General features: G+C 50.0%; 30 protein-coding genes. 21 read left to right on the top strand and 9 right to left on the bottom strand.

Translation table 11 applies throughout. The annotated features are described in order from the left end of the window. Position 1: 1 nt before the first annotated feature. Positions 2-760 carry a DUF1129 family protein gene (locus AB9R92_RS05840; protein ID WP_370668531.1) on the top strand — a complete coding sequence of 253 codons (759 nt, stop codon included), beginning with the start codon at positions 2-4 and terminating at the stop codon, positions 758-760. Position 761: 1 nt separating this feature from the next. On the opposite strand, the gene AB9R92_RS05845 is transcribed toward AB9R92_RS05840, so the two are convergent. Both AB9R92_RS05845 and AB9R92_RS05850 read right to left on the bottom strand, forming a co-directional pair. After that, complete coding sequence (locus AB9R92_RS05845; RefSeq protein ID WP_370668532.1) at positions 762-1,811, bottom strand: hemolysin family protein; 1,050 nt, start codon at positions 1,809-1,811, stop codon at positions 762-764. Between the two features lie 172 nt (positions 1,812-1,983). After that, the gene (locus AB9R92_RS05850; protein WP_370668533.1) at positions 1,984-3,039 is read right to left on the bottom strand and encodes a hemolysin family protein; all 1,056 of its coding nucleotides are present in this window, start codon (positions 3,037-3,039) and stop codon (positions 1,984-1,986) included. 589 nt (positions 3,040-3,628) lie between these two features. On the opposite strand from AB9R92_RS05850, the gene AB9R92_RS05855 reads away from it, so the two are divergent. Beyond that, a complete protein-coding gene (locus AB9R92_RS05855; protein WP_370668534.1) occupies positions 3,629-4,390 on the top strand; it encodes a TerC family protein in 762 nt (253 codons plus the stop codon). A gap of 282 nt (positions 4,391-4,672) precedes the next feature. Further along, positions 4,673-6,313 (top strand): ribosomal protection-like ABC-F family protein, encoded by a 1,641-nt coding sequence (abc-f, locus tag AB9R92_RS05860; RefSeq protein ID WP_370668535.1) that lies wholly within the window; start codon positions 4,673-4,675, stop codon positions 6,311-6,313. 43 nt (positions 6,314-6,356) lie between these two features. Here abc-f and AB9R92_RS05865 read toward each other — a convergent pair whose 3' ends face one another. The 4 genes from AB9R92_RS05865 to AB9R92_RS05880 all read right to left on the bottom strand — a co-directional run bounded on the left by AB9R92_RS05865 (position 6,357) and on the right by AB9R92_RS05880 (position 10,518). Then, on the bottom strand, positions 6,357-7,028 hold the full coding sequence (locus AB9R92_RS05865) for an ABC transporter ATP-binding protein (RefSeq protein ID WP_370668536.1): 672 nt from the start codon (positions 7,026-7,028) through the stop codon (positions 6,357-6,359). Next, on the bottom strand, positions 7,025-8,065 hold the full coding sequence (locus AB9R92_RS05870) for an ABC transporter permease (RefSeq protein ID WP_370668537.1): 1,041 nt from the start codon (positions 8,063-8,065) through the stop codon (positions 7,025-7,027). The genes AB9R92_RS05865 and AB9R92_RS05870 overlap by 4 nt, the downstream gene beginning before the upstream one ends. 396 nt (positions 8,066-8,461) lie before the next feature. Beyond that, a complete protein-coding gene (locus AB9R92_RS05875) occupies positions 8,462-9,847 on the bottom strand; it encodes a sensor histidine kinase (RefSeq protein ID WP_370668538.1) in 1,386 nt (461 codons plus the stop codon). Then, complete coding sequence (locus AB9R92_RS05880) at positions 9,844-10,518, bottom strand: response regulator (RefSeq protein ID WP_370668539.1); 675 nt, start codon at positions 10,516-10,518, stop codon at positions 9,844-9,846. Before AB9R92_RS05880 ends, AB9R92_RS05875 begins: the two co-directional genes overlap by 4 nt. A gap of 140 nt (positions 10,519-10,658) precedes the next feature. Between AB9R92_RS05880 and AB9R92_RS05885 the strand changes: the two genes are divergently transcribed. From AB9R92_RS05885 to AB9R92_RS05900, 4 genes are read left to right on the top strand one after another with little or no spacing between them, the layout of a single operon-like run. Beyond that, a complete protein-coding gene (locus tag AB9R92_RS05885; RefSeq protein ID WP_370668540.1) occupies positions 10,659-11,129 on the top strand; it encodes an HIT family protein in 471 nt (156 codons plus the stop codon). 27 nt (positions 11,130-11,156) lie between these two features. Further along, the gene (locus AB9R92_RS05890) at positions 11,157-11,603 is read left to right on the top strand and encodes a PaaI family thioesterase (RefSeq protein ID WP_370668541.1); all 447 of its coding nucleotides are present in this window, start codon (positions 11,157-11,159) and stop codon (positions 11,601-11,603) included. Between the two features lie 32 nt (positions 11,604-11,635). Next, positions 11,636-12,004, top strand: a complete 369-nt coding sequence (locus tag AB9R92_RS05895) for an iron chaperone (protein WP_370668542.1) — start codon at positions 11,636-11,638, stop codon at positions 12,002-12,004. Positions 12,005-12,043: 39 nt separating this feature from the next. Further along, positions 12,044-12,577 (top strand): GNAT family N-acetyltransferase, encoded by a 534-nt coding sequence (locus AB9R92_RS05900; protein ID WP_370668543.1) that lies wholly within the window; start codon positions 12,044-12,046, stop codon positions 12,575-12,577. 291 nt (positions 12,578-12,868) lie between these two features. On the opposite strand, the gene AB9R92_RS05905 is transcribed toward AB9R92_RS05900, so the two are convergent. Next, complete coding sequence (locus AB9R92_RS05905) at positions 12,869-13,870, bottom strand: EAL domain-containing protein (protein WP_370668544.1); 1,002 nt, start codon at positions 13,868-13,870, stop codon at positions 12,869-12,871. Between the two features lie 220 nt (positions 13,871-14,090). Here AB9R92_RS05905 and AB9R92_RS05910 point away from each other — a divergent pair, with 220 nt between their 5' ends. The 7 genes from AB9R92_RS05910 to csrA all read left to right on the top strand — a co-directional run bounded on the left by AB9R92_RS05910 (position 14,091) and on the right by csrA (position 19,759). Continuing rightward, complete coding sequence (locus AB9R92_RS05910; protein ID WP_370668545.1) at positions 14,091-14,552, top strand: DinB family protein; 462 nt, start codon at positions 14,091-14,093, stop codon at positions 14,550-14,552. Between the two features lie 142 nt (positions 14,553-14,694). Continuing rightward, the gene (locus AB9R92_RS05915; RefSeq protein ID WP_370668546.1) at positions 14,695-15,525 is read left to right on the top strand and encodes an STAS domain-containing protein; all 831 of its coding nucleotides are present in this window, start codon (positions 14,695-14,697) and stop codon (positions 15,523-15,525) included. Positions 15,526-15,753: 228 nt separating this feature from the next. Continuing rightward, positions 15,754-16,899 carry an HD domain-containing phosphohydrolase gene (locus tag AB9R92_RS05920; RefSeq protein ID WP_370668547.1) on the top strand — a complete coding sequence of 382 codons (1,146 nt, stop codon included), beginning with the start codon at positions 15,754-15,756 and terminating at the stop codon, positions 16,897-16,899. Further along, positions 16,896-17,240: a DUF3307 domain-containing protein gene (locus tag AB9R92_RS05925; protein ID WP_370668548.1), complete on the top strand. Its 345-nt coding sequence runs from the start codon at positions 16,896-16,898 to the stop codon at positions 17,238-17,240. Before AB9R92_RS05920 ends, AB9R92_RS05925 begins: the two co-directional genes overlap by 4 nt. A gap of 9 nt (positions 17,241-17,249) precedes the next feature. Next, the gene (locus tag AB9R92_RS05930; RefSeq protein ID WP_370668549.1) at positions 17,250-19,058 is read left to right on the top strand and encodes an adenylate/guanylate cyclase domain-containing protein; all 1,809 of its coding nucleotides are present in this window, start codon (positions 17,250-17,252) and stop codon (positions 19,056-19,058) included. 29 nt (positions 19,059-19,087) lie between these two features. Beyond that, the gene (gene fliW, locus AB9R92_RS05935; RefSeq protein ID WP_370668550.1) at positions 19,088-19,534 is read left to right on the top strand and encodes a flagellar assembly protein FliW; all 447 of its coding nucleotides are present in this window, start codon (positions 19,088-19,090) and stop codon (positions 19,532-19,534) included. A gap of 3 nt (positions 19,535-19,537) precedes the next feature. Then, positions 19,538-19,759 carry a carbon storage regulator CsrA gene (csrA, locus tag AB9R92_RS05940; RefSeq protein WP_058382099.1) on the top strand — a complete coding sequence of 74 codons (222 nt, stop codon included), beginning with the start codon at positions 19,538-19,540 and terminating at the stop codon, positions 19,757-19,759. 45 nt (positions 19,760-19,804) lie between these two features. Here csrA and AB9R92_RS05945 read toward each other — a convergent pair whose 3' ends face one another. Then, entirely contained in the window at positions 19,805-20,254 is a 450-nt protein-coding gene (locus tag AB9R92_RS05945; protein ID WP_370668551.1) for a PH domain-containing protein, read from the bottom strand. A gap of 199 nt (positions 20,255-20,453) precedes the next feature. Between AB9R92_RS05945 and AB9R92_RS05950 the strand changes: the two genes are divergently transcribed. The 3 genes from AB9R92_RS05950 (at position 20,454) to AB9R92_RS05960 (ending at position 22,168) form a co-directional block, all read left to right on the top strand. Next, complete coding sequence (locus AB9R92_RS05950; RefSeq protein ID WP_370668552.1) at positions 20,454-21,464, top strand: flagellin N-terminal helical domain-containing protein; 1,011 nt, start codon at positions 20,454-20,456, stop codon at positions 21,462-21,464. Between the two features lie 355 nt (positions 21,465-21,819). Then, complete coding sequence (locus AB9R92_RS05955; protein ID WP_271853727.1) at positions 21,820-21,921, top strand: flagellin; 102 nt, start codon at positions 21,820-21,822, stop codon at positions 21,919-21,921. A gap of 70 nt (positions 21,922-21,991) precedes the next feature. Continuing rightward, the gene (locus tag AB9R92_RS05960) at positions 21,992-22,168 is read left to right on the top strand and encodes a YjfB family protein (protein ID WP_211652903.1); all 177 of its coding nucleotides are present in this window, start codon (positions 21,992-21,994) and stop codon (positions 22,166-22,168) included. Positions 22,169-22,212: 44 nt separating this feature from the next. Here AB9R92_RS05960 and AB9R92_RS05965 read toward each other — a convergent pair whose 3' ends face one another. Next, positions 22,213-23,091 carry an endonuclease gene (locus tag AB9R92_RS05965; RefSeq protein WP_370668553.1) on the bottom strand — a complete coding sequence of 293 codons (879 nt, stop codon included), beginning with the start codon at positions 23,089-23,091 and terminating at the stop codon, positions 22,213-22,215. Between the two features lie 256 nt (positions 23,092-23,347). Between AB9R92_RS05965 and AB9R92_RS05970 the strand changes: the two genes are divergently transcribed. The 4 genes from AB9R92_RS05970 (at position 23,348) to fliT (ending at position 26,454) form a co-directional block, all read left to right on the top strand. Continuing rightward, positions 23,348-24,076: a glucosaminidase domain-containing protein gene (locus AB9R92_RS05970; protein ID WP_370668554.1), complete on the top strand. Its 729-nt coding sequence runs from the start codon at positions 23,348-23,350 to the stop codon at positions 24,074-24,076. Between the two features lie 126 nt (positions 24,077-24,202). Beyond that, complete coding sequence (gene flaG, locus AB9R92_RS05975) at positions 24,203-24,547, top strand: flagellar protein FlaG (RefSeq protein WP_370668555.1); 345 nt, start codon at positions 24,203-24,205, stop codon at positions 24,545-24,547. An 18-nt stretch (positions 24,548-24,565) separates the two neighbouring features. Next, on the top strand, positions 24,566-26,074 hold the full coding sequence (gene fliD / locus AB9R92_RS05980) for a flagellar filament capping protein FliD (RefSeq protein WP_370668556.1): 1,509 nt from the start codon (positions 24,566-24,568) through the stop codon (positions 26,072-26,074). Then, positions 26,074-26,454, top strand: a complete 381-nt coding sequence (fliT, locus tag AB9R92_RS05985) for a flagellar protein FliT (protein WP_370668557.1) — start codon at positions 26,074-26,076, stop codon at positions 26,452-26,454. The genes fliD and fliT overlap by 1 nt, the downstream gene beginning before the upstream one ends. Positions 26,455-26,462: the final 8 nt, after the last annotated feature.

Below are 26,462 nucleotides of genomic sequence, written 5' to 3' on the forward strand. Positions count from 1 at the left end.
TATGCTATCAGCTAAATCTGAACAATTTCTGATCGAACTGCGCATGTATTTAATGCAGCGGGGAAAAAGCGATGAAGACATCAACGAAGTGGTCGATGAACTGGAAAGCCATTTGATCGAATCGGAGAAACACGGCAAAAGCGTCGAGAGTATCGTCGGGAAAGACCCAAAACACTATATGAAGAGCATCGGGGCGTCGCTGCCGATTGCGGCGAAAGAATTGATGGTCCTTATTCCAGCAACGGTGTTGGTGATTCTCGCGTATTTGGCGTATGTGCCGGCCTTGTCAGGGGATTTCAAGTTATCGCAAACGGTGCTTTGGGGCATCATTCCGGTCGTTTTAAGTCTCGCGATCTACAGTTTTCTGATTTTCAAGGTGTTACCGAAATTTCATGATCAGCCGGTGAAGCTCGGCGTGATCGCAGTGGCGGTTTCCACTTTGGTCATCGGCTTTTGGGTGGCATTTTATCTGTGGATGGTTCCCGAGGCTCCATCAGCTTATTTCACTGCCACCGCTGAACAGAATTACGTGATTCTCGCGGTCTGCCTTGTCGCTTTTATCGCCTATGCGCTCTACACGAAATCCTGGATTACGATCATCGTCGCGGCGTTGATGAGTGCGGGGCCGCTTGCGGAAAAATGGATCCCACAGGATGTGAATGAAAATCCGGTTTACATCGCCGTGGCCATCGGGGTTTTCGTTTTGGCCGGCATCGCAGTCGTCTGGTTGTTGATGCGAAAAAGCCGTAAAACCGCTTGACTCAGACTGAAGGCTTGTCTTCACTTTGGATGTCGCCGACCAGTTCTTCGAGCAAGTCTTCCAAAGTGATCAGGCCAGCGGTGCCGCCGTATTCATCGAGCACGATGGCTAAATGGTCATGGCTTTTCTGCATTTCCAGAAACACTTCATCAATTTCGCGCTTTTCAAACACAAAATGGGGCGCCCGCATGAGTTGGCGGATATCGAAGGCTTGCTGAGGCGGGTTTTCCCTATAGCGGAATAAATCTTTGATATGGATCGTGCCGATCATGTGGTCGCTATCTCCCTGATAGACCGGGAATTTGGTGAAAGGGTGCTGCGCGGCAAGGCGCACAATGTCCTCAAGCGAATCATCCGCGGAGACGGCGATGATCTCCGTCCGGTGAACCATAACGTCTTCGACGGTTTTATCGTTGAATTCAAACGCGCGCGTGATGATGAATTGTTCCATGTCTTCGATAGTGCCTTTTTCCTTCCCGGCTTCGAGCATCAGGCGGATTTCTTCTTCTGTTTCTTCGGGCACCGGCTGATGGGGATCGATGCCGAACAGGCGGATTACCGCATTGGTCGACCAGGAAAGAATGGTGACGAACGGGCTGGTGAGGACGGCGAGCACACGGAGCGGGTAAATCATGGCCATCGCAATGGGCTGCGGCTTTTGGAGGGCGAGGCGTTTTGGCACCAGTTCCCCGAAGACGAGCGTGAAATAGGACAGCAGCAAGGTAATGAAGATCAGGGAAGTGATTTGCACGATGCCAGGGGAGACGGCAAGCGACGTGCCTTGGACATAGAGCGACAATTCATCCGCAAAGCTATCCGCGGCGAAAGCGCTCGCCAAAAAGCCGGCGAGTGTAATGCCGATCTGGATCGTCGCGAGGAATTGGCTCGGCTGTGCCAGCATGGTGTCGATCAGCTGGGCTTTTTTATTGCCTGACTCGGCCATCTTCTTGATCTTGTAGTCATTCAACGAAATCAACGCGATTTCAGACGCTGCAAACAAGGCATTGGCGAAAATCAATGCAATCAATACTCCAAGTGCCCATCCCATCATGGAAGCCCCCTTGTGATCATCGGTAGTCGAGCCGGTTGAACCTGACAGCCTAACGAAAACGGAGAGTGGTGAAGGTGCTGATTAGCTCCAGTTTAGCTGAAAAATTCGAGGAAACCAATAATATGCCATGAAAAAAGAAGAGCTGCAGCAGCTCTTCTTTTTTATGGATTTATTAAATGGTGCCGGCTTCGAACGATTCGTCGCTGATTTCGCCGACGATTTCCTCGAGAATGTCTTCCATCGTCACGAGGCCTGCGATGCGTCCGTCTTTTCCGGTAATGACGGCCATATGCGTCCGGCTTTGCTGCATGCTGGCGAGCACTTTTTGGATCGGCGTGTTTTCCGGGAAGCTTGGCATCGGATGCAGGAACGATTCCGGCGCTTGAGTTCTGCCGGCCGCCATGCTCGTCAACAATTCTTTCGTATTGATGAAGCCGAGCAGACGGTCGGGATCTCCACCTTCTGTCACGGGGTAGCGTGTATATTCATGGCCATCGAGGACTTTGAAAAGTTGTTCCTGTGTCAAAGAACTTTCGACCGAGACGATTTTCTCTTTCGGGATCATGATGTGCTTGACGATGCGCTCATCGAAATCGAAAATATTTTTCAAATACGTCAGCTCGGTCTGGTTGATCTCGCCGCTCTGGAAACTTTCCGCCATGATCAACTTTAATTCTTCCTCGGAGTGGGCTTCCGTATGGCCGCTTGGTTCCACTTTGAACAAGCGCAAAAACAAGCGAGCAGAGCCGTTCAATAGCCAGATGAATGGGCTCATCAACTTACCGAACCAGTACAGGGGCGGGGCGAGCAATAAAGTCATGCGCTCTGCGTATTGGATTGCCAAAGTTTTCGGGGCCAGTTCGCCGATGACGACGTGCAAAAAAGTCACAATGCTGAGGGCGATGGCATAAGACAGCAAGGTGGCGATGGCAGGGGACAAGTCGAACGCTTCAAACAACGGATGCAACAGCCGTTCGACGGTCGGTTCCCCGAGTGCCCCGAGAATCAATGCCGTGATCGTGATGCCCAGCTGGCAGGCAGACAGGTAATAATCGAGTTTGTTTGCCACTTCTTTGGCGCGCACGGCTTTTTTATTGCCTTCTGCAATGAGCTGGTCCAAGCGCGACATGCGGATTTTGACGACGGCAAATTCGGAGCCGACGAAAAAAGCGGTCAATGCGAGCAATAGTACAAGCAAAGCTAAATTCAGTAATGTGATTATGTCCACGTAAGATTCCCTAAAAAGGGATTCACCTCCATAAGTAATTCAGACAGGCGGGGGCGTAAAAAAATCCCGGTTTGCCTGCTGAGTGTTTCGGATTCTGCCAGTCGAGAACAGAAATCTGCCGTTTGCCGAAGAGAGGAACCAATCAGGCAATGAGTTTGTGAACCTTGATCTCTTGGCACTTGCGGCAGCCTGCCACGAAGCTGGCTAAACAAATGAAATGCTCGATTTTAAGATCAAAATGCGCTAATCCCTTCCCAATGGGTTCCCCTCCTTTTATGATTAAGAAGTATAATACCATATATACTGGCAGATAGTAGAAATTCCATGCGCAATTATTCGAAAATTCAGCAGTGCATTTGGCGATATTATGTAGTAGCTTTTTTCTTTTTTTGTGCTATACTTTTTTTAACAACTCAATAGACCTTGACATCACGTCAAAGGGGAGTAGCTATGGGGAAACCTATTTCACAGTCGTCATTACATGGACCCGTTCCATCGGTTGTGATAGCAAAATCATTTTGCTTAGCAAGACCTTTGCCTTCTATAGGCAGAGGTCTTTTTTGTTGCCAAATTTAAGGAGGTTTTTCAGTTGGAAGCAATTTTATTGGAGTATTTATGGGTGCTGCTCGTCTTAGTGGCACTTGAAGGTTTGCTTGCTGCGGACAATGCCGTCGTCATGGCGGTCATGGTCAAGCACTTGCCGAAAGCACAGCAAAAGAAAGCATTGTTCTACGGATTACTCGGAGCGTTCGTGTTCCGTTTTGCGGCATTATTCATGATCACTTTGCTCGTCGATGTTTGGCAAATCCAGGCACTCGGGGCAGCGTATCTCTTGTTCATAGCGTTTAAGCATATTTACGATCAGCGAAAAGGCAAGGAACATACCATCGAGCCGGAAGCGACGAAAGGTTCTGGCTTCTGGATGACGGTATTGAAAGTAGAACTTGCGGACATCGCGTTCGCGGTCGATTCCATGCTTGCAGCGGTAGCACTTGCGATTACCTTGCCGCATCTTGGCTCGATGGAAATTGGCGGCATCAACGGCGGGCAGTTCGCCGTCATGTTGACCGGCGGTTTGGTCGGACTTGTCATCATGCGTTTTGCGGCGCATAAATTCGTGAAACTCTTGGCGAATTATCCGCAGCTTGAAACAACTGCGTTCGTCATCGTCGGCTGGGTCGGCGTGAAATTGACCGTTTTGACGCTCGGGCACGAAGGCGTCGGTATCTTGCCGTACGATTTCGCCCACTCGACGGAATGGAAATTGATCTTCTGGGGCGTCCTTCTTGCCATCGTGGCAGTCGGTGCACTCGTCAGCGTCAAGAAAAAGCGCGAACAAAGCGCTGCGTAATCCGGGCTTGCCCGGTTGCACACAAAGTTTTTGCATGATAAAATCAACTCAATTCTGAAATGAAACGAGTTGATGGGTGGACAATGCGTAACTAACCTATATTTTTAGTCATTTGAAATAGTTATTTTTCGAAGACGAAAACATAGGATTAGTCTGCCCATTTCATCCAACAGGTGTTGCTGTTTATTCGGCGCACCCAAATGTACTGGCTAATCCTTCCAAATTTAGATTTGGGAGGATTTTTTTAATTCTCCCTGTCAACACGAGAAGGGGTGGTTCTGCATGACAGAACTAATGAAATTATTAGACGTATCGGTGGAAATCGAACAACAAGCGCTATTCGAGAACGTCACTGAAAACATCATGAGCCACGACCGCATCGGCATCATCGGGAAAAACGGCGCCGGAAAAACGACGCTTTTGCGGTTGATCGCTGGAGACATCGCACCGGCCAGTGGACAGTTGATTCAAGGTACGCCGGGTATGAGCGTGCGGGCAGTCGAACAGGAATTGCCGGATTACGCTTTTGAAGACGTAACGAAAACGGAACAAGCGCTATTGAATAGATGGAAAGTGCCGTTCCGTGAGTTCGCCCAATTGAGTGGAGGCGAAAAACTAAAGGCGAGGCTTGCGAAAGGCTTGGCACAGCCAGCGGATCTCTTGTTATTGGATGAGCCGACCAATCATTTGGATGCACAAGGCACAGCGCAACTGCTGCGCGAATTAGAAGCTTATCCGGGCGCCATCGCCATCGTCTCGCACGACCGTTATTTTCTCGACCACATCGCGACGAAGATCTGGTCGATCGAAAACGGCAAGGTCCATAGTCATAACGGCAATTACAGCGATTATATGGAATTCCGCGAACAACAGCGCAAAAGCCAGCAGCACGCTTATGACACACAGCAAAAACGCATTGAACGAATTGAGAGCCAAATGAAGCAGCTTTCTTCGTGGTCTGAATCGGCGCATGCCAATTCGACCAAGCAGGAGGGTTTCAAAGAATATTACCGGGTCAAAGCGAAAAGCATGGATGCTCAGGTGAAATCGAAGCAAAAGCGCCTGGAGAAGGAATTGGCGAACGAGGCGGTCGACGCTGTCGAATCGGAATACGAGGTGGACTTCGCGTTCCGCGCCAATCCGAAAGCCGGCAAACGCTTTTTGGAAGTGAAAGATGCCGGGAAATCTTTTAGCGACATGCCAATATTCAAAAACGCCTCGTTTACGGTCCAGCATGGGGAGAAAATCGCGGTCGTCGGCGCAAACGGCAGCGGCAAGACGACGTTTTTGAAGATGCTTGCGGGCGAGGAGCCGATAAGCGTGGGGGAGCTGTGGTTATCACCATCCGCGTCCATTGGCTATTTGACGCAAGACGTCTTTGATTTGCCGCTTGACCGGGCGCCTGCGGAATTGTTCGAGCAATTCACCTTCAAGGACCGGGGGCGTGTGCAGAACTTATTGAAGCATTTGGGCTTTCGTAAAGAGCAATGGCTGGAGCCGATCCGTGAGATGAGCATGGGCGAGCGGGTCAAATGCAAATTGATGCAATTCATATTGGAAGACAAAGACGCGTTATTGCTTGATGAACCGACCAATCATTTGGATTTGCCGTCGCGCGAACAATTGGAGTCGACCTTATCGGACTACCGCGGCACGCTTCTCGTCGTGTCGCATGACCGCTATTTGCTCGACAAGGCGACGGATGGCAAACTGGTGTTTGAAAACGGAACGATCCGCAAGCAGCTCGGGGAAGCGCCGCAAAAAGAAGTGCTTGGAAGCACCGGTGAACTCCGATTGAAACTAGAGACGGAGCGCCAGGCCGTGCTCGGCAAACTGAGCTTCATGCAGCCGAAAGACAAGGGCTATGCAGAACTCGACCGGCGCTTTATGGAATTGACAAAGCAATTGAAGGAACTGGAGTAGAGAGCGATAACGAAAAAGAGACGGCTGCGGCCGTCTCTTTTCTTTATGCCAAGCGGCCGTCTTTCATGGTGATGACGCGGTCCGCGTAGGCGAGCATGTCTTCTTCGTGGGTGACCATCAAGGTGGCGATGTTCAATGTTTTCGTGAGCTGCTGCAGCAAGTCCATCACTTCGTGCGATTTGGTGGAATCCAAGCTTGCGGTCGGTTCATCCGCGAACAAGAGCTTGGGCTGGTGGACGATGGCGCGTGCGATGGCGACTCGCTGCTTTTCACCACCCGACATTGAGGCGGGATAGGCGGTTTTCCGGTGGCCCATGCCGACCGAATGGAGCATTCGCGCCGCTTCTTCGCGGCGCTGTTTTTTCGAAAGCGGGGAGCCGGCTGTCTCAAGCATGAGCAGCAATTGTTCCTCGGCGGTAAGAAATGGTACAAGATGCGCGGACTGGAACACAAAGCCGAACGAGTGCGCGCGGATTTTTCGGATCTGTTCTGAGTTCATGGCGGTCAATTCCTCGCCCTCAAAACGAATCTCGCCGCCGGAAGCGGGTTGAAGCCCAGCCGCGATCGTCAGAAGCGTGCTTTTTCCGGAGCCTGATGCGCCGACGAGTGCGGTAATTTCCCCTGGTATCAGCGACAGGTCGATGCCTTTTAAAATCTCTTCTGCTAGCTCACCGGTTTGGAAGGTCTTTCGGATGTCTTGTGTCGTGAAAATCATGCGGATCCTTCTCCTTGTTGAATGGCTTGAAGCGGTGTAGCTTTTCGGATTTGAAGGCCGGACAAGGTAGCTCCGGCAAATCCGATAACAAAGAATACCGCTGTTAATTGCAGTGTGGCGTCAATCGGCAAGTAAAACGGCATATCGCCTGGTGCCACGCGTTCGAACAATTGGCTAATGGCGACCGATAAGATGAGTGCGATCGCAGTAATGACGAGCATTTGTGTCCAGATCATCCGGAACAAGGCGCCGGTCTTCACGCCGATTGCTTTTAAGATGCCGTACAGCCCGAGTTTCTGGATGTTCATCATATAGAAGAAAATCGCAAACAGCATGCCGCTGATGACCACCAAAAACCAGACGATCATCGACAGCGATAATTGTTCAGCGCTATAGCTCGGCAAAGTGTTGAGGAATTCATCTGTAGAGAAGCTTTGCAGGCCGGGGATTGCGCCGGGTTCTGCCGTCTCTGGGAGGAACAGCACTTGCATCTGTTCTGTTCGGTACATTTCCGCAAAGTCGTCCGGGTGGATAAAAGCGACAGCGGCGTGGCTGTATTTCGCGCCGTCGGTAAAGCCGGCTACGGTAAATTCGCCATCAAACTGGCTGTTGGTGAATCGGTCCCCTTGCTTGATGCCGTCTTCTTCGAGCGAGCGGTCGAGGACGATCTCGCCTTTTTCGACATCAGGGAATTGAGTGGAATCCGTTGCTGTCGCGAAGGCGACGCTTTGCTGGTCGTCTCGTTCATTCAATAAAAAGCCCATCTGGATGGAGAACGCAAACGCGCCATCGTTTTCCGATAGGGCTGATTGCTGCGTTTCTTTGTCGATCGCGGACAAGGCGTGGGTTTCTTCCGCTGCCGTTTCCAGATAGATTGTCCCGTCCGGCAAATTCTTGATCAGGGCGGCATTATCTTGGGACAAGCCGTTCGCAAGCCCTGAGATGATGAAGGTGAGTAAGCTGATCAAAAAGACGATTGAGCCGAGAATCACAAATTTCGTTTTGCTTTTCTTCATTTCTTTCCATGCTAAGTTCACGTTGTTCGCCTCCGTTTTGTTGTACTTTCAGTCTACAGAGGCAAGATTAATGGAAGGTGAACGGGCGTTAACAGTTTGGAATAAAAAAAGCCCTCCAGTTGTGGAGGGCTAAAAATTTTCAACTAACATTAGAGAAACGTGTTTTCCGAAGCTTACCGCTCGCTTTCCGTGGGCTCGCGCCCAAGCCTCCTCGGTTTGCTCTACTTTCGCTATGCTCAAGCATCGCAAATGAATGCGCTCAGCGCTGCTTCGCACATTCATTCCCTGCGGGGTCTTGGTCGTCTCGTCGCTTACGCTGCTCCACCGGAGTCGAGCGGACGCTTCTCCAAACACTTCGATACTAACTAACTTGTTCACTATATATTTGCCTGTCTAATTAGAAATAGAGAATTTTTACTAAGATCCTTCATTCTGGGAAGCCGGCAAAGTGACCGTGACGATTGTGCCAGCACCCGGCGCGCTGTCGAGTTCGATCCGGCCGCCGTGGAGCTCGATGATTTCCTTGGCGATCGATAGGCCAAGGCCGGAGCCTTTTTGGCCGCGGGTGCGGGCTTGGTCGGCACGGTAAAAGCGTTCGAAAGCATGTTTCGTTTCGTCCTCGGTCATGCCGATACCGTAATCGCGCACCGTAACATGGACATGACCCTCACTTTGCGTAAGGGTTATGTCGACCGAGCCGCCCTGTTCGCTGTATTTCACCGCATTGGTCAATAAGTTTTCCCAGACAGTTTGCAGCAGCACTGCGTTACCTAGCGTATAGGCCGGGGCGAGCTGTGCAGACAGCGCCAATTCTTTGTCGTCGAAGGCATGGCGCAAATGGCTGAGCGTCGTGCGCCATTGTTCGTGAAGCGCAACCGTTTCGAGCGCTTCCGGCGTTTCCTTGTCGACCGATGCCAAGGTCAAGAGTTGCGTCGTCAACAGCGATAGCCGCGCCGTCTCTTCACGGATGATTTCCGCGTAGTGCTGCTTGTCGGAATCAGAAATGCCCGGCTTTTCGAGCAAGCCGAGGTAGCTTTGGATCGTATGGAGCGGCGACTGGATATCGTGGGAGACGTTATGGACGAATTCCTTGCGCTTGATGGTCGATTGTTCAATGCGCGAGCGCATCAATAGAAACTGATCGGCGAGACGGCCGATTTCGTCTCTTCGGTCGATCGCGAGCGGCACGTCAAAGGTTTCCGTCGCCATTTTCTCGGTCGCTTCGGTCAATTTCGTGATCGGCTGGATCAACAAACGCGCAACCACCAGCATGCCGAGAAAGCTCAACAACACAATCCCGACAGCCAAGCCGCCGAACAGCAGGTGGAGTTCCTGGAACAACAGCTCGATGTCGGGGCGCAGGAACAAAGCATAAGGTTCACCGCCGAGTGTTACCGGGACGCCGATGGAATTTTGCAGTTCATTGGCGAAAAAGCCGGTGACGAAAGTTTGGCGCGGAAAATCACGGATGCCGTTAAAGATGTCGCCGCCGAGCACGTGCTGGATATCTTGTTGGGCGATTGTTTCATCGCGGAATTCACCGCCGAAGCGCGAGACATCGCGGCCATCTGTTAAATACAATTGGTAGCCGGCGTCGCCGAGCACAGCGAGAGTATCTGCTATTTGTTCGGGCGGCAGGCTGTTCAAATGGCCCGCAAACGATTCGGCAATCGCCAGGTTTTTATTGTTATTGTCTTCTTTCAAAAATTGGTGATAGAGCGTGTTCATCGCAAAAAACGAAATGGCGCTGCTGATGAGCATCGTCAGGAACGTGAACCAGATGAATTTGACATACAAGCTCATAAGCCGGCCTCCAGTTTATAACCGACGCCGCGCACCGTGACGATTTTGACGTCCGGTGCGAATTGTTCGAGCCTCGTGCGCAGCCGTTTGATGTGAACGTTAATGGTCTGTTCGTCCCCCTGGAAATCGAGCCCCCATACGCTTTCAATGATGGCATCTCGCGTAAAGACGTGGCGCGGTTTGGAGGCGAGCAAGGCGAGCAGCTCGAATTCTTTCAATGGGATGAACGACAAGCCGTTCGGCGAGCGCAGTTCGTAGCTTTTCAAGTCGATCGTTAAAGACCCTGCCGTGAGGGTATTGTTTTCAGGGTGGTCGTAGCGGCGCAAAATCGCTTTGACACGAAACAGCAATTCCTTGGACTCGAACGGTTTGACCAAATAATCATCGGATCCCGCGAGAAATCCGCGTTCCTTGTCTTCGATATGGTGGCGCGCTGTCAATAAAATGACGGGGATACCATAGTCTGTGCGAATGCGTTCGGTTAATTCGAACCCGTCGATACCGGGCATCATGACATCGACAATGGCGAGGTCCACCGGTTGCTGTTCAAGAAGTGCGAGTGCCTCGTCACCGTTTTCAGCAGATACCACCTCGTAGCCGGCTTGCCGGAGTTCCCCAGCGACAAACTGGAGCATATGTAAATCGTCGTCTACTGCGAGTATGCGGATCATCTAAACTCCTCCTTGCCTCTTAGTATAGGACATCGTGCGAAAAGGCGTTAGATTTTCCTTTTGTGGATGTATAATGGAAAGAAAATGACTGCAGCATCAATGGTTGTGCTGCGGGGGATAAGGGGTATGGGCGATGAGCGATGAGCGAAATTTTAAGTCATAAAGAACAAGCTTGCTTAGGGTGCAAGCTGGCAAAAGGCGAACTGCCGGTGCATATGGTGTATGAAAACGAGTGGGTCGCGTGTTTTTTGGACCATGATCCGTTCAATGAAGGGCATGTGCTCATATTGCCAAAAGCCCATTACCGGTTTATCGACGATATGGACAGCGAGACGGCACTCGCCATTTTAAACGCGTCACAAGTGATGAGCCGGGCCATCCGGGAACTGTACGCACCATTCGGCATCACGCAAACGCAAAACGGCGGCGGGCCCGACGAATTGACGCATTTTCATTTGCATGTCGTGCCAAGAAAGAAAAACCAGCCGTTTGCGGGTTTTTATGCAGGAGATGAGTGGGGTAACGAAGCGTTGAAGAGCCAACTGGCCGATACGCGGACAAACATAGCGGCGGCGGTGAAATCGCAGCTGGCCGGATTTCCCGGGAAATGATCTACAGCGAATATGAAGGAGGTTCCTATGGCAAAACGAATCGATGAACAAGCGCTCCATCAAAAACATTACGAAGAAATTCGCAATACAGTGGCGAGCGACCCGTATGCCCGGTCGCTCGGCATTCGCTTGACGAAATTCGAGGAAACGCTAGCTGAAGCGGAGCTGGTCGTGCAAGATCATATGGTCAATGCCTACGGAACTGCGCACGGTGCGGTCATTTATGCACTCGCGGACCATGTCATGTCGGTCGCGAGCAATGCGCACGGCAAAGCGTCGGTCGGCTTGTCGACCAATGCCCAGTTTATCCAAGCGGCACAACCTGGAGACTTGTTGACGGCGCGCGCCATCGAGACGAAGCGCAATTTCCGTGTCGGCTTTTACCGCGTCGATGTGCTGCGCGGCGGTGAGGTCATCGCGACGGTTGACGGGGTAGCGTACCGGAAAGACCAGTATTTCGTGGAAACGGAATAAGAGGAAGTTTCGATTTAAAGGAGGAAGAAGACGTGAATGAATTTGCAGAGTACTTGGCGGCGATCGATAACCCGGATCACCGCGAGCGGGTGGAAGAAGTGTTGAACTGGGTCATGGAAAGCTATCCCCAGCTCGCCCCGCGTGTAGCATGGAATCAACCGATGTTTACCGATCACGGCACTTTTATCATCGCCTTCAGCACCGCGAAAAAACACATGGCGGTAGCGCCGGAAAAAGCGGCGATCGACCGCTTTGAAGAGGCCATCAAAGCAGGGGGACACTCGAGCACAAAGCAATTAATCCGCATGGGCTGGGACCGTCCCGTCGATTACACGTTGCTTGGCCAATTGATTGAATTCAACATCGAAGACAAAGCGGGTTATGAGAAATTTTGGCGCTAACAAACTATAACGATGCAGTAGAGTATGGGGGGCGGTTGAATGAAAGTAATTATTGAGCAAGAGCGCACAAGGGAATTTGAACAAGTAGAAGACATCGTTCGCCAAGCCTTCCTCGGCGAGCGGTTTAGCGACCAGACGGAGCATCGGCTTGTGAAGCGCCTAAGAGAGAGCCGGGCTTATGTACCGGAATTGTCGTTGACGGCCAAACTCCCGTCTGGCGAATTGCTCGGCCATATTTTGCTAACTAAAGCGCAGATTGTAGAGGGGGAGAAGTCACGCGAGACTTTGGCGCTGGCTCCAGTATCGGTATTGCCTGAACACCAGGGCAAGGGCATCGGAAGCGCATTGATCGGTTCTGCACTTGAACGCGCGAAGGAACTGGATTTCCTTTCCGTGATTGTGCTGGGCCATCCAGGATACTACCCGAAGTTCGGTTTCGAACCTGCAATCCGCTGGAATGTCCATGCGCCGTTTGAAGTTCCAGAGGAGGCCTTCATGGCGTTGGAATTGGTACCAGGTGCACTGTATAGTGTGAGCGGTGTGGTACGGTATGCAGATGAATTTTCATCCTAAAATAAGAAAAGTGTTGAATAAGTCTAAAATCTACTAAACTTTTAAAAAGGTGATTGCGTTTTGATAGATATAAATCAATGATCTAGCTAAGTATTTGGAGAAGCGTTCGTTCGACTCCTGTGGGACCAGCGGGTTTGAGAGACCCCGCAGGCCGCGATAGCGGCTGAGGAGGCTCGATTCCCGCCACACGGAAAGCGAGCGATGAGCTTCGGAAAATACGATTCCTTATCTTTCTCGACAAGCTGTAAAATAAGAAGAGGAAGAGACCAAAATGTCTCTTCCTCTTCTTATTTATGATGCCGTCTTGGCGTCGAGCGGTGCTGCCGCCGGCTTGCCGAAATAATAGCCTTGGAATAATTCGTAGCCTTGTTTTTTCAGCCACAGGAAATCTTCTTCGCTTTCGATGCCTTCTGCGAGCGGCGTTGAGCCGACTGCCTGGGCTTTTTCCAGGAAGCTTTGCGCAACGTCCTGTTTCGCTTTGTCGTTCGCTACGCCGTCGACGTATTTCATATCGAGTTTCATGAAATGGGGCTTCAGTTCGCCGAGCACTTCGGCGGTGCTATAGCCTTCACCGACATCATCGAGTGCATATTGGAAGCCTCTCGATTTGTAATAGCCGAGTATGCGTTTCAGGTGCTCCAGGTCATCGACTTTCTCGGATTCGACGACTTCGAACACCAATTGGTTCGGGTCGACGCCCGTCTGATGGGCGAGATCGATCGTCGACCGCAGGCAAAATTCCGGCGAGTAAATCGACGTCGGGATAAAATTGATGAACGCTTTTTCGCTGGACAATTGGCCGGCCGCGCGCACAGCGGTCATCCGGCAGACGCGGTCAAGCGCATACAAGCGGCCGCGGCTTTTTGCGGCGGGGAAGATCGTATTCGGGTAGATGATTTGCCCGTCGGCGTCGTGGAAACGTGCGAGCATCTCGTAAGCGAAGACATTGCGGTCTTGATCGACAATCGGCTGGAAATGGGAAATGATGCGTTCATTTTGGATGACTTCATCGATCCATTCCATATCGAATACTTGGTGCATATTGGTGATTGGCTGGTAGCTTTCCTGGTTGATGCGAAATTCCGCCGACTCAGTTTCAAGCAAGTCTTCACAAAAACTCAAAAATTCACGCGCACCGAACTCGCCCATACGCAGCCGGCTGTCTTTCAAAGAGACGTCCAAGCCTTGGCGCTCTAGATGGTCTATGGCAATGGGAATGATGGAATGGTTTAATTCACCGCTTAGGCGAATATCAAATGTCAGTGTCGAAACAGAACAATTATTACAGCTCACACATGTTCCTCCTTATATTTGTGGTAATTAAAGTATATCGAATGTGACTAAATACACAATGAAAATTTACAAAACAGGCCGTATAACCATAAAAGGCAATTTTTTCACCAAAAAATAGTTAGTTTTCTGACTTGGCGATTAAAAGATGAGCCGGAAACTTTGCGTAGCTTCCAGTGAAAACGCTAAAATGGGAATATTCATAACTTCAGGAGGCGATAGGATGAATGAAGAAATAATGTTTCGGCAATGGAAAACCTGGCGCGGCATGATCATTAAGCTGCTGGACAAGGTAAGTGAAGAAGAAGCGGACCAAATGCCGGCGCCGTTTCGCAATTCTATCCGCTGGAACGCGGGGCATTTGGCCACGGGCATCGATAGCTTCGTCTCGAAATCACTCGACACGGAACCGTTTTTGCCAGAGCATTACAAAGCCCTGTTTGCGAGCGGCACCTCACCGCAAAACTGGGAAAGCGACGTGCCGTCGCTGGAAGAGCTCAAGCAAGTGCTGCGGGATCAGCCCGACCAGATCGAACACGTGACCGCCGGCAAGCTCGACAACAAATTGCTCGAGCCATTTCTTGGCATGGAGACGCTCGGGGAAGTCCTGGCATTCATGATTTCACACGATGCGCTTCATCTCGGGACGATGAGCGCCATCCGAAAAACGATCAAAATCCAATAAGCGCATGAAGCCCCGCCTGAAACTGCAGGCGGGGCTTTGTTACAGGAGTATGACATTGTCATTTCCATGGTCAAATCGGCGTGCCTGAGCTTATACATAATGGTATACTGAAAGCAATTCATTGGAAAAGGTGGCAGGCGGAATGTCTTCATTTACGGAGTTTTGCGGATATATCACAGCGAGCCCGCGTACGCTCGCTGAACAAGTAGTGGACCGGGTGCTTGCGAAAATCGACCAGGACATCCCGGCAGAGGAACGCTTGCGCGCGGTGGACATGTACGAGGAATTGCTTGGTTATCTCGGCGAGACCATCGGCAATGAAGCCGACCTCGAGGTGCCGGATGCACTCATCGAGTGGAGTAAGCAAAATGCCGAGATGCAAGTGTCTTCCGGCGGCAAGATTTCAGAAATCGTCGTGCGTTATCCGCCGACGCGCGTCGTCATGGCGGAATTGTTCACGGAACTGGGCGTCAAATCCGGGCTCAGCCTGGAAGAAAACGCGCTAGTCATCAAACGCGTCAACACCTTGCTCGATGTCAGCCTGAACGAAACCTTCTTTGCGTTCGAGCGGCTTCAGGAAAAATACGAAGCGGAAGTGCAGAGCGAGATGATCGCGCTGTCGGCACCCATCGTTCCGGTCGCGGATGATGTCGTCGTCTTGCCGTTGATCGGCTATCTCGACAGCTACCGGGTCAACCACATTTTGACGAATGTCATCCCGCGCGTTGCGGAGATGGACGTGTATCACGTCATCACGGATTTCTCGGGCGTCTTGACAATCGACGACCAGACCGCAGAAGCGATCCACCATATCGGCAGCACGCTCAGCTTGATGGGCATCCACGTCGTCGTGGCGGGGTTGCGGCCGGACTTGGTGCAGACGATCGTCCAGTCGGGCATTCAATTAGCATCCGCGGACGCCTATGCAACCGTCAAGCAGGCACTGGAAAGCTTGGAAAAAATCGAATCGTAAACAAAGCCGGACTCTGTGGGGTCCGGTTTTTTTATGGCGTTTATTAAATACTTTATTGAAACTGCCGATAATAAAAGTGACAGTTCGATAGACTGGATGCAGTCAAAAATGTAAATTTTTTCATTTAACCATCCATAAGGTATTGTGGGAAACGTGATAATGAGCTATCGTTTGGATTAAATAATTCATCTTGATATCAAGGTAAAAACTTATAGCGGAGGCCATTTCATGAACGAAACGCAGCAATTGAAGCAGCGCATCCAGGAGCTGATGGCGTTATGGGATGCATCGAAAGAGCTCAACTCCCATCTTGAGCAGGATAAAGTGTTCGACAATATTTTGCAGCAGATGATCCACGTCATCGGCGCGGAAGCCGGCACATTGTGGGTCGCGGATACAGAGGGGCAGCACTTGCAGGCCGTGTCGGCATTCGGTGTGGCAGCCAAAGAAATTCTCGACGTGAAAGTGCCAAGAGGGCGTGGCATCGTATGGAAAGTGCTCGAAACCGGCCGGGCCGAACGCATCGAAGACGTCACGCAGCATGCCGATTGGAACGAACGGATTGACCAGGAGAGCGGATTTATCACGAGTTCTCTCTTGACCGTGCCGTTGATCGTCAAAAACCAATTGCTTGGCTCTTTGCAATTGCTCAATAAGCGGGGCGGCGAATTTTTCACCGAACAGGACTTGCGCTTAGCCGAAGCGCTGGCGCATCAAGCCGCGCTCGCGCTGCACAATAGCCAAATGTACGATGAGCTGAACCGCATGCTCATCAGCATGATCCGCACGCTCGCGACGGTGCTCGATGCGCGCGATCCTTACACGGCGGGGCATTCGGGCCGCGTTGCGAATTATGCCTTATGGATCGCGCAGAAAATCGGGATGGCGCCTGCTGAATGCGAAGAACTGTATAAAGCGGCGCTGCTGCACGATATCGGGAAAATTGGCATCCGCGACGACTTGCTGCAAAAACCGGGCCGCTTAACAAAAGAAGAATTCCACGCGATCCAACAGCACACGGTGATCGGTGCAGGGATTCTCGCGAACATGGAGCCGACACATGCCATGGAGCGCTCGGTGGAAACGGCAAAATCCCATCACGAGCGCTTGAACGGCAGCGGCTATCCGGAAGGGCTCACAGGCGATGCGATTCCGCTATTCGCGCGCATTGTCGGCGTCGCGGATACTTTTGACGCGATGACCACTGTCCGCCCGTACAGCAAAGGCTTCACCACTAAAGAAGGCGCAGAAGAATTGCTGCGCTGCCGGGGCGAGTTGTTCGAGGCGGAATTGGTCGATGCGATGATTTCGATCCTGGAAGAATGCGATTACGATTTAAGCACGTATAAAACAGAGCGGAGATACCGGATATGAGCATGTTTGATGTTTTACTGCTGGGACATCTGGTCGGTGATTTTTTGTTCCAGACTTCGTGGATGGCGAAACACAAAGCGACGCAGTGGCTGCCGCTATTGGCGCATGTGACGGTTTATACCGCCATCGTCAGTTTGTTCGCGCAGCTTGCGGGCGGCTTGTCGCTGACGGCAATCGCGGTGATTTTCATCAGCCACGTGATCTTGGATCGGCGCCGCTTTGTCCAGTTTTGGGTCAAGCGCATCCAAATGACGACAGGAGCCGAAAGCAAGTGGCTCACGATAATGGCAGATCAGATTTTCCACCTATTGTTTCTGGCTTTGGCGATTGCGTTGACATAGGAGTGAACGATGATGAAATTGAAACCGAAAATCTACATACTCGAACAGGAATTTCCAATTGGCCGTGAAACGGCATGGCAGCTGCTCGCCGACAACAACCGGATGAATGACGCGATCGGCTTGTTTCCTGTAGCGTTCGAACAGGCAAAAACGGAAACCGGCGGCGTGTTTTACCGGGAAGCGGCAGCGAAAGTGATGGGGCTTGTGCCGATGAAGTGGCAGGAGTTCCCGTTCGAATGGCAGGAACAGGAGTATTATGCGGTCGAGCGGCGCTATTTGTCAGGCCCGCTGCTGTACTATAAATTGAAAGTCGAGTTGTCCGATGCAGCAAGTGTCGGCATGCAAACAAAAATTCGCTTAACGGCCGAGTTCGCGCCGCGCAATGCGCTTGGTTATGCGGCGATCCAAACGACGGGTCTGCCAGCGGTCAAAAAGATCCTGTTGTATTTGGAAAACGTTCAATTGGATACGGGACAGGCCGCGCCTGCAAAAAAGCCAGCGCCGAAAGTGAACCATGCCGAACTGGAACGCTTGTCGAACGAGCTAGGCGCTTATCCCGTTGCACCGGAATTTATCGCGCAGCTAAAAACGCATCTTGCTGAAAGCAGCGACCAAGACGCGGCGCGATTGGTGCCAAGCCAACTCACCAAGCTTTGGGGGATGGGCAGTGAACAAGTGCTGAGAGGCTTATTGTATGCAACAAAAATCGGACTTTCGGAAATGAGCTGGCACGTCATTTGCCCGAATTGCCGCGTGTCCAAAGACGACCACCGCAGCTTGTCCGAACTCGAGCAGCAATTCCATTGCGACCTGTGCGGCGTTTTGTACGATGCGAATTTCGACCAGTCCGTTGAGCTGCAATTCGCGGTGCATCCGAATGTCCGCCAGGCCTATGCGGAAGTGTATTGCGTCGGCGGCCCGGTGATCACGCCTCATGTTAAAGCGCAGCGGATTTTGCAACCGGGTGGCACGGCAGAATTTTCACTGGCGGATCAGGCGTCAATGCGCTTGCGGGTGTTGCAGAAAAATCACCAAGTGCCAGTCGGGCAAAAGGGCTCGTTCCGTTATGCGGAAGCGGGATGGGTAGAGGAATCGCGTGAAGCATCGAACATTTCCGTCATCAACGACAGTGCGAAAGATATTGTCGTCGCGCTGGAAAACGCCGACTGGAGTGAAGAGACAGTGACGGCGGCGAAAGTGACCGCCATGCAGGAATTCCGCGATTTGTTTTCGTCGGAAGTGTTGGCGCCGGGGCAGAAAATCGCCATTGGACACGTGACGATTCTGTTCACCGACCTGAAAGGCTCGACCGCGCTGTATGAAGAAGCGGGAGACGCCAATGCCTACGGACGCGTACGCGGCCATTTCGATTTTTTGACCGAACACATCAAACAGAATTCAGGCAGCGTCGTCAAGACTATCGGTGATGCAGTCATGGCGGTGTTCTCGAAACCCGCGGACGGCGTCAAAGCGGCGCTCGCGATCCAGGAAAAACTGGGTGCCTTTAACGAACAGACAAATGATACACTGCTACTAAGGCTCGGCCTCTTTAGCGGGCCGGCGATTGCCGTCAACTCGAACGACCGGCTCGATTATTTCGGCCGCACGGTCAATTTGGCGGCGCGTGTGCAAGGGCAGGGAGATGCGGGCGAAGTGATCATCAGCCAAGCACTTGTTGAGCAACCGGACGTGGCAGCTTTGCTGAATTCTCCGTTGCTGTCGATTGAATCGTTCAGTGCTGAATTAAAAGGCATCGAAGGCGAGCAAGCTTTAGTGCGTTTGCGCATGCAAGAAATAGCTCATATAGAAGCAGGCTAAATCAGGTTCATATAGAAAGGAAGTCAGCCATGAAAATCCACACCGAACAATTCGGCGAGCTCGAACTTGAAGACAATCGTTTGCTCACATTCGAGCGCGGCATCCCGGGCTTCGAAGACGAAACGACATTCGTCTTGCTTCCGGCAGACCCATCAGGCGACTCGCCATTCTTTTTTCTCCAGTCGACGGAACACGCGGCAATCAGCTTCTTCATGGCGGACCCGTTCGTCTTTTTGCCGGACTACGAAGTGAAGCTGGATGACACGTTGACCGGGCAATTGAAACTGGAAGACTCGTCCGATGCGATCGTCTTGGTGACCGTCACGCCAAATAAACGAATCGTGGATGCCACGGCGAACTTGAAAGCGCCGGTCGTAATCAATCATAAACAACAGCTCGGCAAGCAAATTGTCCTGAACAACCCGAACTACCAAGTGAAACATCCGCTGTTCCAACAAGCGGCAAGGCAGGTGTAAGGGATGCTCGTACTCGGACGCAAAGTCGGCGAATCAATTGTCATCGACGACAACATCGAAATCACGGTCACTTCCATCGAAGGCGACCTCATCAAACTGGGAATCTCCGCGCCGAAGGAAATTCCGATCCACCGGAAAGAGATTTACTTGGAGATTCAGGAAGAGAACAAGAATGCGGTATCGAATGTGATTGATATTAGTGATTTTTTGAAAATGAAAAAATAAAACCTGTAGCGGGCTCAAAATTGAGCTTGCTTCAGGTTTTTTGATTTAAAGCAAAGAGCGGTGAAACTTATCACGCGGCATCCGCTTCATCAATTCATCAAGGAACCGTTGTTGTTCGGCAGGGGAGATTTTCACGCTGCCCATAAATGCTTTGGGGTAAAAGATCTCGAGTGCATCTCGTGAAGAAAGCATCCGTGTGCCTGTAAGAATGTCAGAAGTCGGTGCGATGAGTGAAACGTCCTCATAAGAAATTTTTATTCGCAGCGGTCCCGCTTTCACAAATAGATGCTCGTCACGGAATACATAAGAAATGCCGAGTATGAGCCACAGCATGAAGCTGATAGTGCCGACAAATATTAAAATGAGAATAATAGCAGCGGACAGTGGCATGTCCTCATCGAAAAAGAATGGCCAAAAACAAGAAACAGCAATCAAGAGCGTCGCCGCACCGTAAAGCGTCAGAAACGGTCGGTCAATCTTGGAGCGGAATGTCATGGGTAGCTCCTCCTTCTATATAAAGGGGTTTACTACTAATACGCAATGGAACAGAAGCGGCTTCAAAAATTTTTAGAATTTTTTTCAAAAAAGGCTAAACATTTTAAAACGCCTACCGATAAATAGAGTGTAAGGCAGTCCAAACGGATTTGGGCGCTTGCAAAAAAAACAAAAAAACATTACACGGAGGTAATACACAATGATTATCAATCACAACATCGCAGCACTTAACACACACCGCCAAATGGGCACAGCTCAAAGCGCGCAAATGGACAGCATGGAGAAATTGTCTTCAGGACTTCGCATCAATAAAGCGGCGGATGATGCAGCAGGACTCTCAATTTCTGAGAAAATGCGTGGACAGATTCGTGGACTAGAACAAGGATCACGAAATGCACAAGATGGAATCTCGATGATTCAAACTGCGGAGGGGGCATTAGGAGAAACTCAAGATATTCTTCAACGTATGCGCGAACTAGCTGTTCAATCTGCATCCGACACTAACACCGCCGATGACAGAGCGCAAATTCAGAAAGAGAATGCTGCTTTACTTGGGGAAATTGATCGAATTGCTGAGACTACTCAATTTAACGGAAAAAATCTACTTGATGGAACTTTAGGAGTTAAAATTGATGATGTAGACTCCACAATTAGTGTTGGTTCTGATAGTGTTACAGGATTAGATATTGCCGGAGCTAAAGCAAGTACTACTTACACATTAACTTCAGCAGCAGATGGAGAAATAACGATTGCAGATGACGAAGGTAATGAACAAACTATTAAGAATTTAAGCGCATCCCACACTGGAACATTAAACTTTGATAACTTAGGTATTAAAATCAGCGTTAAGGATTTGGACACCACAGCGCTGGGTAACCCTTTAAATACAGGAGAGATAGTCACAACAGCGGCAACTGGAGCCGATCTCCAAATTGGAGCTAACGAAGGGCAACGATTGGGAATCACAATCGGTAACATGGATACTAGTGCTCTAGGACTTGCTGGATTGGATGTTTCAGATCATACAAAAGCTGGCGAAGCTATCACAGCTATCAACAACGCTATTGTACTTGTTTCAGGAGAACGTTCTTCTATGGGCGCAAATCAAAATCGCCTTGAACACACAATCAACAACTTGAACACATCTTCTGAAAACCTGACAGCTGCGGAATCACGTATCCGCGACGTTGATTATGCCGAAGCCGCGTAAGCGAGTGGAGGTACAGTCGTCCTGATTGGTAACGATCAGAGATTACAACCGGGTGAATTGCTGGAAAGCCCTGATAGCTTTTATTGCCACAACGCAGCTGGAAACGGCAGACGTGACGGCTTGAGAAAATAAAAGATTGGGCAATCAGCAGCCAAACTCCTGTCTCGAAAGAGTGGAGAAGGTTCAACGACTAGGATAGACCATCTAAGGCGAGAGCTATGATGATGAAATCCGTAGGTGACACAGTGTCCATCAGCACTGGCAGATCCGAAGTGCCCGGCCCCTACTAATACTAGAGGGTGAAGATATAGTCTAGTCATTTATGAAAGTAAATGTTCGCACGATGGCGAAAGAAATGATGGAACAAACAAAGAACTCGATTCTTGCACAAGCATCACAAGCAATGTTGGCACAGGCGAATCAAGCGCCGCAGCAAGTTCTTCAATTGCTACGTTAATTTTAAATACGAAAAGGAGCCTGATTTTAGGCTCCTTTTTTTATAAGCAAGTTCACAAGGAGGAGTTCATATGGATATCGCTGCTTTATCGATGTCACTCAGCCAGATGAATGTCCGGCAGGAAGCAAGTGTGTTAGTGACTAAGAAAGCGATGGACCAGGCCGAGACCAATAGCGCGAGTGTCGTGAAGATGCTTGAACAATCCGTGCAGCCGCATATTGGCGGATCGATAGATTTGAAAGGCTGAAATAGTTATAACGAAAGGGCTGCTAACAAAATCGGCAGCCCTTTTTATATGCGGAAACAATGATTGGTAATCTGACTGATGTTCAAGCCTGTCTCAAGTTTCAACTTGATTAATTGGGCTTTATAACTTTCCTTGATTTCTATTTGGTATGGCTTTGTGTGAATGATTGTACTTTTTACAGAGGTAGCCATTTTGAAAAAACTGATGTGATCTTGAAGCAGTTCCTGGAGGATGGGCAGCTTTTCATACTGGTCATTGATTTCTGAAGTCGGCTTTTCAAGAATTAAATCTTCAGGTAAATAGATAGTTGACCTTTTCGCTATAGGTCTCATGTTTCTTTGAAATGGCTTTTTTCGAGTCATTGAGACATGAATATATGGTGTAACTAATCTCAAGAAATAGTTAATCTGAAATTGATCATAGAGGACGAGGCGGTTCTGGCCATCTATAGAAAAGTTGAAACCAAATTTTATGTTGAGAAAATCAATGAGGAACTGGTTTTCTGTAGGAGAAAAACTGTCAGTAGAAAGAATGATTTTTTTCACTAGCCCGTTTTGCTGATTTAAATGGCCATCATCCTGGTACCACCAAGATAAGGATCTTTCAGTGAAATGCTGTTCGATATAAGCGAAGGGTAATTCCTTTTTGCCATGAGGATACCATGTTTCATATAAAGTATTTAATTCCTGAGAAGTGCGAGATTGAACTACATAGCATTCTGTAAACCCTTGAGCGACCCTTGAGTCTATTACTCTTTTATATTTTGGAGGAGCTAGTGGATAGAATTCTGAAAGACCTTCGAAGCAGTGTTCTGACCAGCCTTTATCAGTTAAAGCATGAGTAAACTGAAACCTAGGTTTTCTTTCATTCTGTTTTGTTAAGCAGCCATCTCCAAGCAGTTTTCCACACATCATATCTTCCATACGTATATCTCCTCCTTGGTCTAGAGAAGTCTTTAAATAATTATATGAATTTAAAGTGATGTATGCAAAACAGAACAAAGCATTCAAGCACAAGTTTTCACTTCACAAGCTCATGAATAGAACATGGAAAAAGTCACAGCTTCCCTCCTAAAATAAATTCTCTTAATACTAGCCTTCCTATCCATCCGCCTATTCTTTTTTCCAACATCTTCTTGTAAACTAAACGAATAAATGGAAACGGAAGGTGTGGAAGAGTATGATGGGGCCGATCAATTCAAATTGGCTGTTTCAGTCGGCGATGAGTTCGCTTCAGCAGTCGTCAGCCACAAACGGAAGTGGTGCAGCGAACAGCCAAATGCCCGGGATGGCGGGGCCGGGGTCGTTTATGATGCTGTTGATGGAGGCGATGCTAGAAAATGTCCAGCAAATGCAGTCACAGCAAATGCCAACGCAACAAGCGCCGGCCGCGAACAGCTTGTCGTTCATGACGCCGGCAAGTTCGTCGTACAATCCGGCTGTCGCGAATCTGACGATGCAGCATAAAGACGTGGCGACGAGCGCTGCCGACCAAAGCGATTTGAAATTCCGGCCGGTCCAGTTTTTGAAATTGGATGGACAGCTCGCCGGGAAATTGAGCGGCACCGCTGTGCATTTCATCGAAGCTGGCAAAAAATACGATATCGACCCGAATCTTTTGTCTGCGATTGCGGTGCATGAAACCGGCAACGGCTCGTCGCGCGCGGCGAATGAGAAAAACAATATCGCCGGCATGATGGGCAAAAACGGACTGCGCAGTTATGAGTCTGTTGCCGATAGTATTTACGACATGGCGCGCAATTTGCGGCAGAATTATTTGAATCAAGGCAAGGAAAGCATCGCGCAAATCGGCGCGAAATATGCCCCTGTTGGCGCGGCGAACGATCCGACTGGCCTCAACAACCACTGGACACAAGGCGTCAGCAAATTTTATACGCAACTCACATAAGATAAGGCAGGCTCTTTACGGGCTTGTCTTATTTTTTTGATTCTGTACTAAAAAAAAAGCGAATCGTGCCGATAATAAGGATAGAGAGCTTTTTAGGTCGATATGAGAAGACGGGAGAGTGTCGTCATGGAAGTCACTAATCAATCAATGCCACAGTTTCAAGAGCTTGGCAAAATAGATCCGATTACTGCAAAACAAACGGGAATTCCTGAAAAAGAACAATTTCAAGAACCGGCTCAAGCTATCACGAAAGAAATGGTGACGGACAAAGTCGCCGTCATGAACGAGTTTTTAGAGCCTACTGCAACGAACGTCAAATTCCAGTTGCACGAACAATTAGAAGTCTATTATGTACAAGTGATCGATACAAAAACCGAAGAAGTGCTGCGGGAAATTCCAAACCGGAAATTTTTGGACATGTACGCCTCGATGGCCGAAATAGCCGGCATGATGATCGACGAAAAACGATAAGACAGGAGTGAACGAGCTATGAGCGCAATGCGAATCGGCGGATTAGCTTCCGGGATGGACACCGACTCCATCGTAAAACAAATGATGCAAATACAGAAAATGCCCTTAGATAAACTGATGCAGCAAAAAGTTTGGACCGAGTGGCAACAAGAAGCGACGCGCGAACAAAATCTCGCGTTCTCGAGTCTGCGGACGAGCGCCAGCAACCTGCGCCTTCAGTCGAGCTTCAACGCCTATAGTGCCGAAGCGACAGGCTCCGGCAGTGCGAAAGTGACAGCGGGAGCAACGGCGATGAGCGGGAAGTATGATGTGCAGGTTACTGCGTTGGCAACTCCCGCGAAATATACTTCTACAGCAGCGATTCAAAAGACATCGGAAGAAGCAGCAAAATCGACTGATGCCATTGGTGTTGCCGGAAGAATTCTCGTAAACGTCGGAGGAGAGACTGATGTCGAGGTAGACATTACAGCAGACATGACTTATAAAGCGGTTGCAGATTTATTGCAGTCGAAAACAGCCGGCAGCGTACCCGCTCTTCGCGTCAATTTTGATAACACCACTTCCCGCTTTTTCATTTCCTCGAAAGAACTGGGCGAGGCGCAAAACTTTAGCTTGTCTTTCAAGACTGCTGACGGGGCTGAAGATAATCCGGAGCTCAGCAAACAAATTACGGGAACAAACGATTTGTCGGTTACAACAACCAACGGGGCAAATGGTTCTATTGTTATCGATGACGTTGAAGTAACCGGTCTGACCAGCAATAAAACAACCGTTAACGGGCTGACGATAGAAATGCTCAAAGTTGATACAAACGGCTCGTCGTCCATAACCGTCAAATCAGATCCAGAAAAACCGGTGCAGATGCTCAAGGAGTTTGTAGAAGCGTACAACAAAACAATCGAAGACTTGCAAAAACAGATCGTTGAAAAACGCTACCCTGATTTCCAGCCGCTCTCGGACGAACAGAAAAAAGACATGAGCGACAACGAAATCGAATTATGGGAAGAAAAAGCACGCAGCGGCTTGTTGCGCAACGACCCCATCATGAAATCAGCGTTGCAGGATTTGCGCCGTGCATTCATGGATAAAGTCGGCGGCATCGGGGACGGCAGCATCAATTTATTGTCCCAGATTGGCATCAACACAGGCGATTACCGTGAAGGCGGCAAGCTATTCATCGATGAAGACAAATTGAGGACCGCTCTTTCGGAAAAACCAGATGAAATGATGAACTTGTTCACGGTCCGCAGTGCAGTGGGCGACGGCATCGGTGCGCGTGTCTATGCCAAGCTCAACGACATCGTCAAGAACTTGAGCACACAGGCGGGCAGCCCGGCAAGCGCCGTAGACAATAGCACAATGTCCAAGAAACTGCGCCGCATGGAAACGGAAATCACGCGCTGGCAAGACCGCTTGACGAGCATCGAAGACCGCTACTGGAGCCAGTTCACGGCGATGGAAAAAGCGCTCAGCAAGATGAACTCACAAAGCGCCTGGATGCAGCAGAATATGTTCGGAGGCATGTAATGGAAAAAAGAATTGATGGCCTCACCGAATTTTTGGCGCAGACGCAAGCGATTTACGAACAAGCACAATTGATCGATTCAGATATGGATAAAAATGAACTAGCAGCGCTCGAACGGCTTCAGGAGTTGTTCGACAGTCGGCAAGAAACGATTGAAACGCTCGCTGCACAAGGAACGGGCGAATGGTCGGCGGATGAACGAGCGATTATCACCGAGATCCAGCAGACGGAACTCCAGCTGCAGCCGCTCATGCAGACGGTGCAGAAACAGTTTTCCGCACAGATGACCCGGCTCGGCCAAACGCGGAAAGTCTCCGGACAATACGCTGGCGCTTACCGCCAACCGACGAGCGGCGGCTCATTTATCGACCAACGCAAGTAAGAAAGGGG

This window comes from Planococcus sp. SSTMD024 (genome assembly GCF_041320495.1).
Classification (GTDB): Bacteria; Bacillota; Bacilli; order Bacillales_A; family Planococcaceae; genus Planococcus.